The 15,238-nt window shown below is 66.3% G+C and carries 13 protein-coding genes; 10 read left to right on the forward strand and 3 right to left on the reverse strand.

Annotated elements, in window-relative coordinates; all coding sequences use genetic code 11:
• Window positions 1–37 precede the first annotated feature (37 nt).
• Complete coding sequence (locus ABQ137_RS03945) at window positions 38–2,197, forward strand: carboxy terminal-processing peptidase (protein WP_024939682.1); 2,160 nt, start codon at window positions 38–40, stop codon at window positions 2,195–2,197.
• 174 nt (window positions 2,198–2,371) lie between these two features.
• On the opposite strand, the gene ABQ137_RS03950 is transcribed toward ABQ137_RS03945, so the two are convergent.
• Window positions 2,372–3,115, reverse strand: a complete 744-nt coding sequence (locus ABQ137_RS03950; RefSeq protein WP_184516063.1) for a sulfite exporter TauE/SafE family protein — start codon at window positions 3,113–3,115, stop codon at window positions 2,372–2,374.
• Window positions 3,116–3,290: 175 nt separating this feature from the next.
• Here ABQ137_RS03950 and ABQ137_RS03955 point away from each other — a divergent pair, with 175 nt between their 5' ends.
• Entirely contained in the window at window positions 3,291–4,175 is an 885-nt protein-coding gene (locus tag ABQ137_RS03955; protein WP_349781249.1) for a LysR substrate-binding domain-containing protein, read from the forward strand.
• A 54-nt stretch (window positions 4,176–4,229) separates the two neighbouring features.
• Here the strand turns inward: ABQ137_RS03955 and ABQ137_RS03960 are convergent, their stop codons facing one another.
• Window positions 4,230–5,096, reverse strand: a complete 867-nt coding sequence (locus ABQ137_RS03960) for an endonuclease/exonuclease/phosphatase family protein (protein WP_184516069.1) — start codon at window positions 5,094–5,096, stop codon at window positions 4,230–4,232.
• Between the two features lie 164 nt (window positions 5,097–5,260).
• On the opposite strand from ABQ137_RS03960, the gene ABQ137_RS03965 reads away from it, so the two are divergent.
• The 8 genes from ABQ137_RS03965 (at window position 5,261) to gnd (ending at window position 13,854) form a co-directional block, all read left to right on the forward strand.
• Window positions 5,261–6,316 (forward strand): bifunctional nicotinamide-nucleotide adenylyltransferase/Nudix hydroxylase, encoded by a 1,056-nt coding sequence (locus ABQ137_RS03965; RefSeq protein WP_047124615.1) that lies wholly within the window; start codon window positions 5,261–5,263, stop codon window positions 6,314–6,316.
• A gap of 126 nt (window positions 6,317–6,442) precedes the next feature.
• Complete coding sequence (locus tag ABQ137_RS03970) at window positions 6,443–7,846, forward strand: nicotinate phosphoribosyltransferase (RefSeq protein ID WP_104577073.1); 1,404 nt, start codon at window positions 6,443–6,445, stop codon at window positions 7,844–7,846.
• A gap of 22 nt (window positions 7,847–7,868) precedes the next feature.
• Complete coding sequence (locus ABQ137_RS03975) at window positions 7,869–8,969, forward strand: radical SAM family protein (protein ID WP_184516072.1); 1,101 nt, start codon at window positions 7,869–7,871, stop codon at window positions 8,967–8,969.
• Complete coding sequence (locus tag ABQ137_RS03980; protein WP_184516075.1) at window positions 8,962–10,026, forward strand: DNA methyltransferase; 1,065 nt, start codon at window positions 8,962–8,964, stop codon at window positions 10,024–10,026. The genes ABQ137_RS03975 and ABQ137_RS03980 overlap by 8 nt, the downstream gene beginning before the upstream one ends.
• Window positions 10,027–10,099: 73 nt before the next feature.
• Complete coding sequence (locus ABQ137_RS03985; RefSeq protein WP_184516078.1) at window positions 10,100–10,885, forward strand: DUF2242 domain-containing protein; 786 nt, start codon at window positions 10,100–10,102, stop codon at window positions 10,883–10,885.
• A gap of 120 nt (window positions 10,886–11,005) precedes the next feature.
• Window positions 11,006–11,386, forward strand: a complete 381-nt coding sequence (locus tag ABQ137_RS03990) for a glycine zipper 2TM domain-containing protein (RefSeq protein ID WP_024939674.1) — start codon at window positions 11,006–11,008, stop codon at window positions 11,384–11,386.
• A 213-nt stretch (window positions 11,387–11,599) separates the two neighbouring features.
• Complete coding sequence (locus ABQ137_RS03995; RefSeq protein ID WP_184516081.1) at window positions 11,600–12,892, forward strand: hypothetical protein; 1,293 nt, start codon at window positions 11,600–11,602, stop codon at window positions 12,890–12,892.
• Window positions 12,893–12,912: 20 nt separating this feature from the next.
• Window positions 12,913–13,854 (forward strand): phosphogluconate dehydrogenase (NAD(+)-dependent, decarboxylating), encoded by a 942-nt coding sequence (gene gnd / locus ABQ137_RS04000; RefSeq protein WP_104560615.1) that lies wholly within the window; start codon window positions 12,913–12,915, stop codon window positions 13,852–13,854.
• A 200-nt stretch (window positions 13,855–14,054) separates the two neighbouring features.
• Here the strand turns inward: gnd and ABQ137_RS04005 are convergent, their stop codons facing one another.
• A complete protein-coding gene (locus tag ABQ137_RS04005; RefSeq protein ID WP_039514968.1) occupies window positions 14,055–15,122 on the reverse strand; it encodes an oxidoreductase in 1,068 nt (355 codons plus the stop codon).
• Between the last annotated feature and the right edge of the window lie 116 nt (window positions 15,123–15,238).

Below are 15,238 nucleotides of genomic sequence, written 5' to 3' on the forward strand. Positions count from 1 at the left end.
CGAGAGCCATTCGATGACCTACAACGTTTCTGCGTCCATGAAGGCCGGCCTGCTGGCGCTGGTGTTGACCACTCCGATGGCCTTGCTCGCACGCGCCGACACGGCGTTGCCGGCGGCAGCCACGCCCGACCAGGCCACAGCGACCAAGCTGGTCTATGGCCTGCTCTCCGACAGCCGCTACGCCTACCGTCCGCGCACGCTGGACGAGGCCATGACCAAGGATGTGTTCAAGCGCTATCTGGAAACCCTGGACGGCAGCAAACAGTTCTTTACCCAGACCGACATCACCGGCTTCGCGCCGTTGGAAGCAGGCGTGGGCGACGCGCTGCGCGGGGGCAAGCTGGATCCGGCGTTCCAGGTGTTCTCGGTCTACAAGAAGCGCGTCGATCAGCGCGTCAAGTACGCGCGCGACCTGCTCAAGCAGGACTTCGATTTCACCGGCAGCGACAAGTTTGAGTACGACCGCAAGGACGTGCCGTGGGCTGCCGACGACAAGCAGCTGGACGTGCTGTGGCGCCAGTCGGTGATGAACGACTGGCTGCGTCTGAAGCTGGCTGGCAAGAAGCCCGAAGACATTCGCAAGACGTTGGACAAGCGCTATGCGGCGCTGGCCGATTCGGTCAACGAGTTGAAGGCCGAGGACGTGTTCCAGTTCTTCGTCAACGCCTACACCAACGCAGTCGATCCGCATACCGACTACTTCACGCCGCGCACGGCCGAAAACTTCAATCAGCAGATGTCGCTGTCGTTGGAAGGTATCGGTGCGCAGCTGCAGAAGCAGGACGACATGGTGGTGATCCGTGAGGTCATCCCGGGCGGTCCGGCAGCGGTGGATGGCACGCTCAAGCCGGGCGATCGCATCGTCGGCGTGGGCCAGGCCAAGAACGGCGCGATCGAGGATGTGATCGGCTGGCGCATCGACGACGTGGTCGCCAAGATCCGCGGCAGCAAGGACACCCAGGTGCGTCTGGAATACATCCCGGCCGAATCGGGCATCGACGGCAAGCACCGCACCGTGACGCTGACCCGGCAGAAGGTGCGCCTGGCCGAGCAGGCCGCCAAAGGCGAGACCATCACCCTGCCGGCCAAGGGCAGCGAGCCGGAGCGCCGCATCGGCATCATCAAGCTGCCGGGCTTCTATCAGGATTTCGAAGGCCGTCGCCGCAACGCGACCGACTATGCCTCGGCAACGCGCGACGTCGCCAAGCTGCTGGCCGGCTTCAAGACCGACAAGGTCGACGGCGTGGTGTTGGACCTGCGCAACAACGGCGGCGGTTCGCTGGACGAGGCGATCGAGCTCACCGGCCTGTTCATCGAGCAGGGCCCGGTGGTGCAGGTGCGCGAATCCGGCGGCCGGGTCACCGTCAATGGCGACAGCAATCCAAAAGTGGCCTGGGATGGTCCGCTGGGCGTGCTGATCAACCGCGGCTCGGCATCCGCATCGGAGATCTTTGCCGGTGCCATCCAGGACTATGGCCGCGGCCTGGTGATCGGTGAAACCAGCTTCGGCAAGGGCACGGTGCAGAACATCGTCGACCTGGACCGCTGGCCGGCGGCGGAAGGCCAGCGCTACGGGCAGGTCAAGCTGACGATCGCGCAGTTCTTCCGCGTCAGCGGCTCCAGCACCCAGCACAAGGGCGTGGTGCCGGACATCGCATTCCCGGCCAGCGTGGATGCCACCGAGTTCGGCGAGAGCACCTACGACAACGCGCTGCCGTGGACGCGCATCGCCGCCGCACCGCACACCCAGTACGGCAACTTCGCGCCACTGCTGCCCAAATTGCAGGGCCTGCACACCGCGCGTATCGCCACCGACAAGGAATTCCAGTGGTGGGAAGAGGACGTCAAGCAGTTCCGCGATGAGAAGGCCAAGAAGTACATCTCGTTGAACGAAGCCGAGCGCGTTGCCGAGCGTCAGAAGCAGGATCAGCAGCGCAAGGATCGCCAGCAGGTGCGCAAGCAGCTGGGCCTGCCGCTGGACCCGCTTGCCGAAGACAGCGACGACGGCCTGACCGGCAACGAGCGCGATATCGTCAAGGACACTGCGCGCGAAAAGGCCGCAGAAAAGCGCCCGGATCCGTTGCTGCACGAATCGGCCGCCATCCTCGCCGATGCGCTGGGCCTGCTGTCGCAGGACCAGCCGCTGTCGGCGCAGGTGCTGCCGCAGTCGACCGCGCCGGGGCGTTGGGCCGACTGATCGTTCGTCGAACAGCTGGCGACGACATCAGCGTTAAATACAAGAAACGCCACCGCATCGCGGTGGCGTTTTTATTGGCCGCCCCTTTCATGGCTGGCACGACGTCGCGAGCGGATTTGACTGACGATCGATTGCTGGCTGCCGTGCCTGCGTGTCGTGCGACGCCCGTTGTGCTTACGCCAGTGCCTGCCAGACGCCTTGCAGACCGAGCACCAGCAAGGTGGTGAAAAAGAAACGTCGAAACGTCTCGGCGGAAATGCGGTTGCGCACCCAGGCGCCCAGCCACATGCCGATGGCGGTGGGTAGCAGTGCCCACAACGACGGAGCGATCGCCGCGCGGGGTAGCGCGCCGTGCCAGGCCAGGGCACTGGCCAGCGCCAGCGTCGCCACGCCGAAACACCAGCCCAGGGAGCGGATCAACAGCTCGCGTGGTAGTTGCAGGGCGGTGAGGTAGGGCAGTGATGGCAGCACGAACACGCCGGTGGCGCCACTCAACAGACCGGTGGCCAGGCCGGCCAGTGGCCCCGCCCACGGTTCGTGACGCGCCTGCATCGTCCAGTACCGACGGACCAGCCCAAGCAAGGCGTACAGCGCCAGCAGCGCGCCCAACCCGGCGCGGACCAGGCTGGGGTCGGCGCCTGTCAGCACCCCTGCACTCAGCCAGGTGCCCAGCGTCACGGTGGCCAGCAATGGCCACAGACGTCGCAACAGGGTCGCGGTGTCCGGTCCCCAGGCTTGCTGCACATTCGTCACAAGCGAAGGCAGAACCAGTAAGGTCGCTGCCTCGGCAGGCGTCAGCCACAGACCCAGCAGCCCCATCGCAACGGTCGGCAAGCCCATCCCGGCCACGCCCTTGACCCAGCCTGCCAGCAAAAACACGCCTGCGATCAGATACCAGTGGGTGTGCAATGTCTCCATGCAGCCAAGGATCCGGGCTTGCTCCGCGGCGGACAATGCGTGATTGTTTGATGCAGGCTTCGGCAGCGCCGAAGGCTAAGGCGGGACGCCGCGCGTGCAGAGGCCCCTGGCTTGGCTGGCCTGTCCTGTCGGTGGCGAGCGCATGTCGATGACTGCACGTGCTTGTGGAGCGCTGATGCATCTGGAATTTGTCGATTTACGGTTGTTCATCGCAGTGGTCGAGACCGGCAGCATTACTGCCGGTGCACAACGCGCGGCGTTGTCGCTGGCCGCTGCCAGTGCGCGGATTCGTGCGCTGGAGCTGCAGGTGGGCGCCGTACTGCTGGAACGCGGGCGCCGCGGCGTCAGTCTGACTCCGGCCGGCGGCGTGTTGCTGCGGCACGCACGGCAATTGCAGCGGCAGGCCGAGGCGCTGCAGCTGGAGCTGGGCGGCTACGGTGGCGGTGGCCAGGTGACGCTGCGGCTGGCGGCCAATACCGCGGCGCTGTCGGCATGGTTGCCCGAACGGTTGGCGGATTTTCTTATCGCACATCCGCAGCTGGATCTGGCATTGACCGAGCAGGGCAGCGACGAAGCTGCCGATGCGGTGCGCGAGGAACGCGCCGACATCGCCGTGGTCGCGGGTCATGCCGATCTCAGTGGGCTGCAGGTGCTGCCGTTCCGTGAGGATCGACTGGTGCTGGTGATGGCTGCAGCGCATCCGCTGGCCGGCGCCGCGACGCTGCAATTGAGCGAGCTCGCGGGAATGGACACGCTGGGGCTGGCCGGCGACAGCGCCTTGCAACGGCATCTGCGCGTGCAGATGAACCGCGCCGGCGTGCAGGTGCGCATGCGTGCAAAGGTACAAGTCATCGACGTGTTGTGCCGCATGCTCGCGCAAGGCATGGGCGTGGCGATTCTCCCGCACGCCGCTGTGCAACGCTCATGCGTGCGCGATCAACTGGTCACGGTGCCCCTGGATGCAGCCTGGGCACCGCGGCAACTTTCGATCGTGCTGCGTTGCGAGCCTGCGCCGTCGACCATGCTGCAAGCGCTGGTGGATTGGCTGCAACACGACTGAGCTGCGTAGCGTCAGAGCGGCCGGCATCGTGACAGCGTCACGTCGCTGGCGCGATCAACGCGGCCAGGCGAATTCGGCCAGCACCGGATAGTGGTCGGACGGCAATACACCGCCGGGACGCTGATCCAGCGTGGAAAAGCGTGTCGGTGTCAGGCCGCGGAACAGGATCCAGTCGATACGACGGGTCGGCTGCGTGCTGAAGTCCTGGAAGGTTTTTTCCGGGCCTTGCGGTTCGGGGGCACGGGCGCGTGCATCGCCAAGCGAGGCGGTGAGGACGCGGTAGGTGCCCTGGTCAGGATCGCTGTTGAAGTCGCCGGTCAGCACCACCGGAATGTTGGCCGGCAGCGCCGCGATGCGCGACAGGATCAGGCGCGCGCTGTGCTCGCGGGCGGCCTCGTCCTGGTCGCGGTGGGCGAAGTGCGTGTTGAGCAGATAGAAGCGGCGCTTGTCGCTGCGACGCTCGAACAGGGCCCAGGTCACCATGCGCGGCAGGTCGGTGTTCCAACTGCTGCTGCCGGGGATCTGTGGCGTTTCCGACAGCCAGAAGTCGCCCGATTCCACCACCGACACCGCGCGGCTGTCGTAGAACACGCCCATGTGCTCGTCGCTGTCGTCGCCGCGGCGGCCCTTGCCGAACCAGCGGTAATCAGGCAGTTGCGCAGCCAGATATTGCGCCTGCTCCTGCACCAATTCCTGCGTGCCGAAGACGTCCGGGTGCGCTTGTTCGACCAATGCCGCCATCGCCGTGCGGCGCACGCTCCAACGCTTGTCGCCATCGGTATCCACCGGCACGCGCACATTGAACGACATCACCCGCAAGGGCGCAGGCGCAGGTGCAGACAACGCAGGCAAGGCGATGCACAACAGCGCGAGTGCGGCGAACAGGGAGCGTGAGATGGCGCGAACGGACAGGCGTGACATGCAGGCGGATTCCTCAAGGACCAATCGGCGAGTCTAATCGGCATGCATGACCGAAATGTCATCGACATACCGTGCCCGCTTGACGTCGTCGCACATCGGCGTAGCATTTGCACCAAGCCATCGGATAGACCGCTGGTCTGCCTACTCAACCGTGAGGGATTCTCATGGCACCGCAGTACGACTATCTCGTGTTCATCGGGCGTTTCGAGCCCTTTCACAACGGCCACGCCGCCGTCGCCCGCCACGCGCTGGGCAAGGCGAACAAGCTCATCGTGTTGATCGGCTCTGCCGACACGCCTCGCACCATTCGTAATCCGTGGACCGTCGCCGAACGTGCGGTGATGATCGAGTCCGCGTTGCCGGGCGAGAGCCAGCGGCTGATCCTGCGCCCGTTGCGCGACCATCTGTACAACGAAAGCCTGTGGATTGCCGAGGTGCAGCGCCAGGTCGCCGAGGCCGTACAGGCCGATGGCGGCACGCCCGATGCGCGCATCGGCCTGATCGGCATGGACAAGGACGCCAGCAGCTACTACTTGCGCGAGTTTCCGCAGTGGCCGCTGGAAGATGTGCAACATACCGCCACGCTGTCGGCCACCGAGTTGCGCCGCTATCTGTTCGAGGCCGGCGAGATCGGTTTCCACGGTGGGTTGCTGATGCTGCGCGGCAATGTGCCGGCGCCGGTGTACGACATGCTGGAAGCGTTCCGGCGCAACTCGCCGAGCTACGCGCAGCTGGTGGCCGAATACCGTTTCATCGAGCAGTATCGCGCCGCCTGGAAGGATGCGCCGTATCCGCCGACCTTCGTCACCACCGATGCGGTGGTGGTGCATTCGGGCCACGTGCTGCTGGTGCGTCGTCGCGCCGAGCCGGGCAAGGGCTTGTGGGCATTGCCGGGCGGTTTCGTCGGCCAGGACGAAGGGCTGCTGGACGGCTGCCTGCGCGAGCTGCGCGAGGAAACACGGCTGAAGGTGCCGGTGCCGGTGCTCAAGGGCTCGTTGCGCGGACGCCAGGTGTTCGACCACCCCGAGCGCAGCCTGCGCGGGCGCACCATTACCCATGCATTCCATTTCGAATTTCCGGCCGGTGAGTTGCCCGCGGTGCGCGGCGGCGACGATGCCGACAAGGCGCGCTGGATTCCGCTTGCCGAAGTCATGGCGATGGGCCCGCGCCTGTACGAAGATCATCTGCATATCCTCGAATTCTTCCTGGGTCGCGGCTGAGGCCGACAACGATTGCGTGCCGTCATCCACCAAATGCGTCCGCGCGCAATCCAAGATCGGCTTGAACCGTAGCCTCCCTGCCGGCGGACAGACCGCTGGTTCATTCGACGCGAAGGAGCTTCCGTCATGCATTACCTCGATAACCTGCTGCTCAACACCGACAGCTACAAGGCCAGCCACTGGCTGCAGTATCCACCCGGCACCGATGCAGCGTTTTTCTATGTCGAATCGCGCGGTGGCGTCTATGACCAGACTGTGTTCTTCGGCCTGCAGTCGATCCTGAAAGAGGCCATCAGCCGGCCGGTGACGCATGCCGACATCGACGATGCGAAGGCCTTGCTGGCCGCGCATGGCGAGCCGTTCAACGAGGCCGGCTGGCGTGACATCGTCGATCGTCTCGGCGGGCAACTGCCGATCCGCATCCGTGCCGTGCCCGAAGGCACGGTCGTGCCCACGCACAATGTGCTGATGACGATCGAATCCACCGATCCCAAGGCGTTCTGGGTGCCGTCGTACCTGGAAACGCTGCTGTTGCGCGTGTGGTACCCGGTGACGGTGGCAACGGTGAGCTGGCAGGTGAAGCAGGTGGTACGCGATTACCTGCAGCGCACCAGCGACGATCCGGAAGGGCAGTTGCCGTTCAAGCTGCATGACTTCGGCGCGCGTGGGGTGTCCAGCCTTGGCTCGGCCGCGCTGGGCGGTGCCGCGCATCTGGTGAACTTCCTCGGCACCGATACCTTGTCGGCGTTGCTGCTGGCGCGTGCGCATTACCACACGCCGGTAGCCGGCTATTCGATTCCCGCTGCCGAGCACAGCACCATCACCAGCTGGGGCCGCGAGCGCGAGGCCGATGCGTACCGCAACATGCTGGCGCAGTTCGCGCGCCCCGGTTCGCTGGTGGCGGTGGTATCGGACAGCTACGACATCTACCGCGCGATCCGCGAGCATTGGGGCACCACCTTGCGCGAGGAGGTGATTGCCTCCGGTGCGACGGTGGTGATCCGTCCGGATTCGGGCGACCCGGTGGATGTGGTCGAGCAATGCCTGCTGCTGCTGGACGAGGCGTTCGGCCATCAGCGCAACGGCAAGGGCTACAAGGTGCTCAACCATGTGCGGGTGATCCAGGGCGATGGCATCAACCCGCAGTCGCTGCGCGCGATTCTCGAACGCATCACTGCTGCCGGCTATGCCGCCGACAACGTCGCCTTCGGCATGGGCGGTGCGCTGTTGCAGAAGGTGGATCGCGACACCCAGAAGTTCGCGTTGAAGTGCTCGGCCGTGCGCGTGGACGGGCAATGGATCGATGTCTACAAGGACCCGATCACCGACAAGGGCAAGCAGAGCAAGCGCGGTCGGCTGACCCTGCTGCGCGACCGTGCCGATGGCAGCTATCGCAGCGCGTTGCTGGATGAAGTCGACGCGCATGCCGACAGCGAAGATGCGCTGGTGACTGTGTGGGAGAACGGCGTCATGCAGCAGGAGTGGACGCTGGAGCAGGTGCGCGCACGTGCCGATGCCGCGCGTCGCTGACGTTCGCCGCGCGGCTGACGGTATGCACGCCTCCCTGGATGACGACTCGTTGCTGTCTGCATCGCCGCTGTTGGCCGGGTTGCGCGCCGCCGCGCCCAGCCTGCGGCGGCGCGTGCCGCAGCAGAAAGAAAGCAGCCGATGGCATGCGTTGCGCATCGGCGAGCGCGCGTATCGGGCAGCGTTGCCGATCACCTTGACCCCGTATGCCTCGGTACGGCCATGTTCGGCGCGCTGCGGCTTCTGTTCGGAAAACCTGCGTCAACACCGTGGTGGCCCGGCGGCAGCGATGTTGCGGCCAGGGCCGGACTACTTTGCGCAGTTGCGCGCTGCGTTGCAGCTGCTGCACGGGGTGCCGTTGTCGTATTCCTTGTCCGGCCTGGAGATGACCGACGACCCGGACTGGTTGCAGGCCTTGCTGCAGACCCTGGCGACGACGCCCGATGGCCCGTGCGTGGAGCAACGTGTGCTGTACAGCAATGGCGCCGGCCTGGCGCGCGCGCAGGGGGCGCAGTTGCTCGATGCCCTGGTCGACTTCGGCCTGTCGTGGATCGAGCTGTCGCGTCACCATCCGCTGCAGGCCGGCAACGACGCGATCATGCGCTTTCGTCCAGAAGAGCCCATTGCCGATGCGGCCATTTTCGCGCGGACGGCGCAACGCATCGCAGCGCGCCTGCCGGTGCGGCTGGTCTGCATCGTGCAGCGGGGCGGCGTGGACTGTGCCGATGGCGTGGCGCAATACATCGCGTGGGCGCGCCGCTGTGGCGCCACGCAGGTGATCTTTCGCGAGTTGTCGCGTCTGGACGATGCGTACCGCAGCAATGGCACCTGGCGCTACATCGCGCAGCATCGCATCGGCATGGAAAGCCTGTTGGCGGACTGCATGCAGCAGCCGTGGTGGTCGCATTGGCAAGCCGACGGCATGACCGAGGGTTATTACTTCTGGAATCTGCGCATGCGCAGCGAGGACGGCCTGGAAGTGGTGTTCGAAAGCGCCGACTACGCGGCCATGCACGCACGCCACGCCACAGGCGACCTCTACAAGCTGGTGTTCTTCGCCAATGGCCGCCTGTGTGCGGGCTGGGACCCGGATGCAGATGTGCTGTGGGAGCCGGGCGATGGATGAACTCGATCAGCGCAGCTGGTGGACGCCGGCGCCGGATGAGCCATCCTTGGCATTGCCCGAGGATCTGCGCGCAGCCGATCCGCTTGGCGGGCGCGACTGCGGCTGGGTGAATCAAATGCGCCCGTTCGTGCGGCACTTCAGCGTGCCGGGTGCACAGGTGTTCGATCCGTTCTGTGGATTCGGCAGCACGCTGCTGGCGGCGGCGCTGGAAGGGCGTGGCGCGCATGGCATGGAGATCGATGCCGCACGTGCCCGCCTGGCACGCACGCGCCTGCAGCGGCACGGCGTGCAGGCGCCGGTCGTGGTCGGCACGCTGGTCGACACCGCGCCCGCTGCGGCGGTCGATCTGTGCCTGACCAACGTGCCTTATTTCGGTTGCCACTGGCGCGGTGCGGCATTGCCGGGGCAGTTGTATGCCAGCGCCGATTACGCAGGCTACCTGTCCGGCATGCGGGCGGTATTGCATGCCTTGCGCAAGCGGATGCGAGCGGATGGCTTCGGTGTGGCGATGGCGGAAAACGTCGTCGTCGGCGGGCGGGTGATTCCGCAGGCGTGGGATCTGGGGCGGATCCTTGCCAGCCTGTTTACCCTGCGCGAGGAGCGGGTGCTGTGCTACCGGCGGCCGGGCGCAGCGCTGGCGCCTGCAGGCACGCACAGCAATCGCAGCCACGAGTACGCGCTGATCTTCCAGCACTGCCGTGCGCAGTTGGACCTGCAGCAGGCAGCGCTGCTGCTGCAGGCGCTACGTGCAGACGGCCTGCCGGTGCAGGTGCACGGCAGCTACGCGCGCTGGCTGCAGGCACCCGAGTCGGTGCCGGAGGGGCCGGCGGATCTGGACCTGATCCTGCAGGCGGAGCAGCCACTCTGGGACCGCCTCACCGTCTGGCTGCAGGCGCAGGGATTCGCCTTGAGCCTGTGGGGCGAGCCATGCCGGGCGCCGGTCGCGTTGGCGGCGGTGCGTGCGCACCACTATCTGCGCGCCGAGCGCATCGGCGCAGACGGCGGCCGCCTGCAGCTGGACCTGCAACTGCCAGCGGATGAACCGCCGTTGCCCTGATCGGCCACGCGACGCCGCGCGCACACCGGTTGCGGCTATGCTCTGTGCCGGTTTTGGATGCCGGAATGTCTCCATGTCTTGTTCTTCCCTGATTGCGCGCGGTGCCCTGCTTGGCGCGCTGGCAACCCTGGCTGGTTGCGGTGGCAGCAAGGGCGACACCATGCTGATGCGTGAGTCGTTCAATTCCGACGACACCTACTCGCGCAGTGTGGCCTCCACCTCGCCGCAGGCCTGCGAGGCCGCGCGCCGGGTGTTGTTGAGCCAGGGCTATGCGGTGACGCGTGCCGATGCCGCTGCGGTGGAAGGCAGCAAGAACTTCCAGCTCAAGGAAGCCGACCAGAGCGAACAACTCAATCTGCGCATTTCCTGCGCCACGCAGGACGGCGGCAAGGCGCAGGTGTTCGTCAGCGCATTGCAGGACCGTTACGCGCTGAAGAAGAGTTCGACCTCGGCCAGCGTCGGTGTCGGCGTGCTCGGTTCGTTGTCGTTGCCGGTCGGCAGCAGCGGCGATTCGCTGGTGCGCGTGTCCAGCACCACGGTGCAGGACGCGGCCTTCTACAAACGCTTCTTCGACCGTCTAAATTCGTATCTGCCCAAGGTGACCGCAGCGGTGCCTGCACCTGCAACTGCTGCTCCGCCACCGCCACCGCATGCGATATCTCAAGCACCGGCTCCGGTGCCTGCGGCCACTCAGGCCAGCGAGGCAGCCACTCCACCGCCCACGCCCACTACAGCTGCGCCGCAACCTGCTGCAACGCATGTCGCACAGCCGCCGGTGGCGCCATTGCCGGTGGAGGCGCAGGACCCACCGCCGACACCAGCCAAGCTGCCGCAAACCGAGCCAGCAAGCCAACCGTGACGAAGCGATTCAGGCTCTGCTCCAGAGCCTGAATAGCCGGTTGCACGCTTCACGTCGCGTTCTCGACCAAGTGGCGAAAGTGCAGCCATGACTCGCCAAGGGGCGAGATGGAGACAGACGATGAAGATGCGCAATTCCCTCGTGGGTATGTCCCTGATCGCGTTGATGGCAACCAGCACACTGGCGCAGGCGCAAACGCGTTCGTACCAGCAGCGTTACACCGAAGCAGATGAAGGCCGCAAGTTCGGCGATGGCACGCGCGTGCGCTGCCGCAATGTCGAAGTGCAGAAGAACTCGACCGATCCCAATCGCATCGGCGGGACAGTTGCTGGCGCGGCCATTGGTGGCCTGCTCGGCAACCAGGTTGGTGGCGGCAACGGCAAGAAGCTGGCAACCGTGGCCGGTGCAGTTGCCGGCGGCGCAGCGGGCCGCACCATCCAGGGCAACCGCCAGCAAGCCAACGGTAACCGTCAGGTCGAGCGCGTCTGCGAACGCCGCTGAACCTGATGCAGTGAATCCTACGAGCCCCGGTCCTGCCGGGGCTTTCTACGTCTGAGGATGCAGCAGCTTGCTGCCGATTTACACCACCTTGTACCGATGAGTGCGTTTCAGAAGCCCCGCCCGCGGCGGTGGACGGGAGTGATGCGGCCTGCGTCAGTATCAGTATTCGCGCCGCACCGACCGCGCCGCCGCCTCTCCGTGCGTCTATGCGCGATGGCGCTGCTCGGTGTGCAGCTGTTGCAGGCTGCCGCGGCCGCGCCGAGCGAGACCGCACGCAAGGCGTCCGTTGACTGTGTGGATGCCTTGCTGCAGAAGCTGGGCTGGAGCATTCGCAGCGCCGCAGTGGGTGCGCCGGTGATCCAGCGCGGCGAGCCGTGTACGCGCGGTTCGCTTGCGCAGGCGCGTGCGGCCGGCGATCTGCAACTGACGCTGCCGGCCAGCTGGAACGCGCAGCAACGCGGCGCCGCGCTCAAGGCCTTGCTGGACGACAGCGCCACCCAATGTGCATACGCGTTCGAACTCGGTGCGGCCACACGGCGTGCCACCACGCAGCTACAGGACAACCCGGGCTACCGGTTTTCGGCGCTGCAGCTGGGCTGGATCGGATTCGGCTGGCGTGGCGCGGCCTCGCAGGGCTGGAGCGGCTTTCGCAGTTTCGGGCGCGGCTATCAACCGCGTGGCAGCAATGCGCAGGCGCTGGATGCGTTCTATCGCGGCCAGGTGCGCTCCGAATGCGGAGTGGGGCGGCAGGTGGCCCAGCTGGCCACCCAGCGCGAGTTGTATGGCGATGCCGGATTCGATCAGGTGTTCACCTCGGGCGAATTGTCGATCGGCACGTTTCTGACCCTGCACAACACCGACAGCATCCTGCTGGGTGCGCATGCCGGCGAGTTCTTCGCCGACGGCAAGGCGGCCAGAACCGCGCAGCTGGGGCGGCAGGCATTTGTCGGTGCGCCGGGGTTTATTGCGCATGTGTTCGACAAGTCGTTTCTGGACGACATCCACAACCAGGCCGAAAACTTCGTGGTGGTGGACGTCAGCGATGCGGCGGCGCAGGCGCTGGCGCAGCACGGCGGCTTTGCGCACTACGACGCGCGCAACCGGCAGATCTGGGAGCTGGCCAGGGAACTGCGCGGACCGGGCAAGCGTCGCTTCGAGCGGCTGTTGTACGAACGCGATGCCGCGCTGCGCGCCACGCTCGACCCGCAGCAGCAGGCACGCCTGCAGACGCTGCAAGGCCTGCTGGATGACCCGTTCTACCAGGGCTTTCTGGTGTACGTGCATCCCAAGGGCATCAAGCCGATCGGGTACCACGTGGCGCGCCTGCTCGATCGCAATCCGCGCACGCCGTATGCCATCGACCTGACCCTGCACAATCTGCGCAGCACCTTGTACTGGCGTTGGATCGACTGGCAGCTGCAACAGTGCGGCGCCGGCACCGCGACGGAACAATCCATTGAGAATTCCGCCACGCCAGCGTACGCCGGGCGTGGCACCCTGCACTGATCAGATCATGAGGAGCGATTATGGAACTGGGTATGGTGGGTTTGGGCCGCATGGGCGCCAACATGGCCGAGCGCCTGGTGCACGGCGGACACCGCGTGCATGGCTACGATCCTGGCGAAGCCGCGCGTAGCAGTGCGCAGGCCAAGGGCATTGTCACTGCCGATGCGCTGGCCGCGCTGGTGTCCGCGCTGCCGAGCCCGCGCGTGGTGTGGTTGATGGTGCCGGCGGGCAAGATCGTCGACGACACCCTGGCGCAGCTGCTGCCGCTGTTGCAGGCCGGCGACATCGTCATCGACGGCGGCAATTCGTATTACAAGGATTCGCAACGCCGCGCCGCGCTGCTGCATGCCAGTGGGATCGCCTTTGTCGATTGCGGCACCAGCGGCGGCGTCTGGGGCCTGCAGGAAGGCTACAGCCTGATGGTCGGCGGCGACGAAGCGGCGGTGACCACGCTGCATCCGGTCCTGGCCACGCTGGCGCCGGCAGCGGACAAGGGCTGGGGCCGCGTCGGCCCGAGCGGCGCCGGCCACTTCACCAAGATGGTCCACAACGGCATCGAGTACGGAATGATGCAGGCCTATGCCGAGGGCTTCGCGCTGATGCAGCACAAGACCGACTTTGCGCTGGATCTGCACCAGGTCGCCGAGATCTGGCGCGATGGCAGCGTGGTGCGTTCGTGGCTGCTGGATCTCACCGCCGATGCGCTGGCGCACAATCCGACCATGGCCGGTATCGCTCCATTCGTGGCCGATTCGGGCGAAGGGCGCTGGACGGTGGCCGAGGCGATCGACCTGGAAGTGTCGGCGCCGATCATCACCTTGTCGCTGATGGAGCGGCTGCGCTCGCGCGACAAGGATTCGTTCACCGACAAGCTGCTGGCCGCAATGCGCAACCAGTTCGGTGGTCATGCGGTCAAGACCACCACGGAAGCCGCGCCGACGATCGGCAGCAAGGACGTCTGAGCGATGCCGATTCCTGCGCGCCTGCATGGCGCGCAGTGCAGGTCTGTTCCATCGCGTCTGTGTCTGGCGACTGCCGGCGTGCCCGCTGACTGATGGCAGTGCGCATCGATGCGGTGCCCGGACGTGGCAGCGCAGGACGCGTGCGCGCCATGCCGATGCCGAATATCGGCTGGGCGCCTGCACCGGTGCCCAGCCGTGCATCAGCCGCGTGAAGCCGCGCTCGCGCCTTCCAGCCATTGCACCTGGCCCGAGGCGGCGCTGCGTTGTGCCAGCTCCAGCAGCTCCATCACCTGCACCGCGTCGGCAGCGCTGACCGGTGCCGGTCCGGCGCCGGCCAGGGCATCGCGAAACGCGGCGTAGCACTGGCGGTAGTCGCCCGGCGTGGTGTCGGGTTGATGGGTATGCACGCGGCCTTCGTCGTCGACGCGGGTCAGCGTGCCCGGAAGCGGGTCCACGCCCCAACCGGCGGTACCGGGGCGGCGCCCGGCGCGTAGCTGGTCTTCCTGGGTATCCAGCCCATGCTTGAGGTAACTGCCACGGGTGCCGTGCACGGCAAAGCGCAGGCCGCTGTCGGCCACCAGCGAGCCGGCGTGCAGGATCACGCGCAGCCGCGGGTAACGCAGGGTGACGTGGAAATAGTCGTCGCTGCGCGCCTGGTTGCGCTGGCGCTGCAGGTCCGCGCCGATCGCCTGTGGCGTGCCGAACAGCTGCAGCGCCTGATCGAGCAGATGCGGCCCCAGGTCGTACCAGAGACCGGCGCCGGGGATGTCGCTTTCGCGCCAGCGGTCGCGCACCTGCGGCCGGAAGCGGTCGAAATGCGAATGGAATTCCACCACCTCGCCCAACTGGCCTTCGTCGATCAGCCGGCGCACGGTGAGGAAGTCCGCATCCCAGCGCCGGTTCTGGAACACGCTGACGATACGCCCGGCCGCCGCCGCAGCAGCGACCACCTCGCGCGCCTGTGCGGCGTCCAACGCAAAGGGTTTGTCCACCAGCACATGCTTGCCGGCGGCCAGGGCCTGCAACGCGAATGGTGCGTGGGTCTGGTTGGGGGTGGCCAGCACCACCGCATCCAGCGCCGGATCGGCCAATGCGGTTTCCAGATCGGCCAGCACGGCGACATCGGGGAAGTCGGCCTGCACCTGCTGCGGCTTGGACGACACCACGCTGTGCAGGGCCAGACCGGGGGTGCCGGCGATCAGCGGGGCATGGAAGGTGCGGCCGACATAGCCATAGCCGACGACGGCCAGATTGAACGGTTTAGGCATTGAAAACGGTTCATCGCAACGACGGAGGAGGCCTGCATGGTATTGCACCCACCCGTGTGCGCCGGGTTCACAACCCCTGCATCCGGCAGTCACGTATGCACGACGAGCGCCACTGC

The sequence above is a fragment of the Xanthomonas sp. WHRI 8393 genome (assembly GCF_040203315.1).
Taxonomy (GTDB): Bacteria; Pseudomonadota; Gammaproteobacteria; order Xanthomonadales; family Xanthomonadaceae; genus Xanthomonas; species Xanthomonas arboricola.

What these genes read in the sequence shown, in the direction of transcription:
- ABQ137_RS03955 (WP_349781249.1), top strand. Translation starts at nt 3,291, where the DNA reads ATGCATCTGGAATTTGTCGATTTACGGTTGTTCATCGCAGTGGTCGAG.
- ABQ137_RS03950 (WP_184516063.1), bottom strand. Translation starts at nt 3,115, where the DNA reads ATGGAGACATTGCACACCCACTGGTATCTGATCGCAGGCGTGTTTTTG.
- ABQ137_RS04005 (WP_039514968.1), bottom strand. Translation starts at nt 15,122, where the DNA reads ATGCCTAAACCGTTCAATCTGGCCGTCGTCGGCTATGGCTATGTCGGC.
- ABQ137_RS03980 (WP_184516075.1), top strand. Translation starts at nt 8,962, where the DNA reads ATGGATGAACTCGATCAGCGCAGCTGGTGGACGCCGGCGCCGGATGAG.
- ABQ137_RS03965 (WP_047124615.1), top strand. Translation starts at nt 5,261, where the DNA reads ATGGCACCGCAGTACGACTATCTCGTGTTCATCGGGCGTTTCGAGCCC.
- gnd (WP_104560615.1), top strand. Translation starts at nt 12,913, where the DNA reads ATGGAACTGGGTATGGTGGGTTTGGGCCGCATGGGCGCCAACATGGCC.
- ABQ137_RS03945 (WP_024939682.1), top strand. Translation starts at nt 38, where the DNA reads ATGAAGGCCGGCCTGCTGGCGCTGGTGTTGACCACTCCGATGGCCTTG.
- ABQ137_RS03995 (WP_184516081.1), top strand. Translation starts at nt 11,600, where the DNA reads ATGGCGCTGCTCGGTGTGCAGCTGTTGCAGGCTGCCGCGGCCGCGCCG.
- ABQ137_RS03970 (WP_104577073.1), top strand. Translation starts at nt 6,443, where the DNA reads ATGCATTACCTCGATAACCTGCTGCTCAACACCGACAGCTACAAGGCC.
- ABQ137_RS03985 (WP_184516078.1), top strand. Translation starts at nt 10,100, where the DNA reads ATGTCTTGTTCTTCCCTGATTGCGCGCGGTGCCCTGCTTGGCGCGCTG.
- ABQ137_RS03960 (WP_184516069.1), bottom strand. Translation starts at nt 5,096, where the DNA reads ATGTCACGCCTGTCCGTTCGCGCCATCTCACGCTCCCTGTTCGCCGCA.
- ABQ137_RS03990 (WP_024939674.1), top strand. Translation starts at nt 11,006, where the DNA reads ATGAAGATGCGCAATTCCCTCGTGGGTATGTCCCTGATCGCGTTGATG.
- ABQ137_RS03975 (WP_184516072.1), top strand. Translation starts at nt 7,869, where the DNA reads ATGCACGCCTCCCTGGATGACGACTCGTTGCTGTCTGCATCGCCGCTG.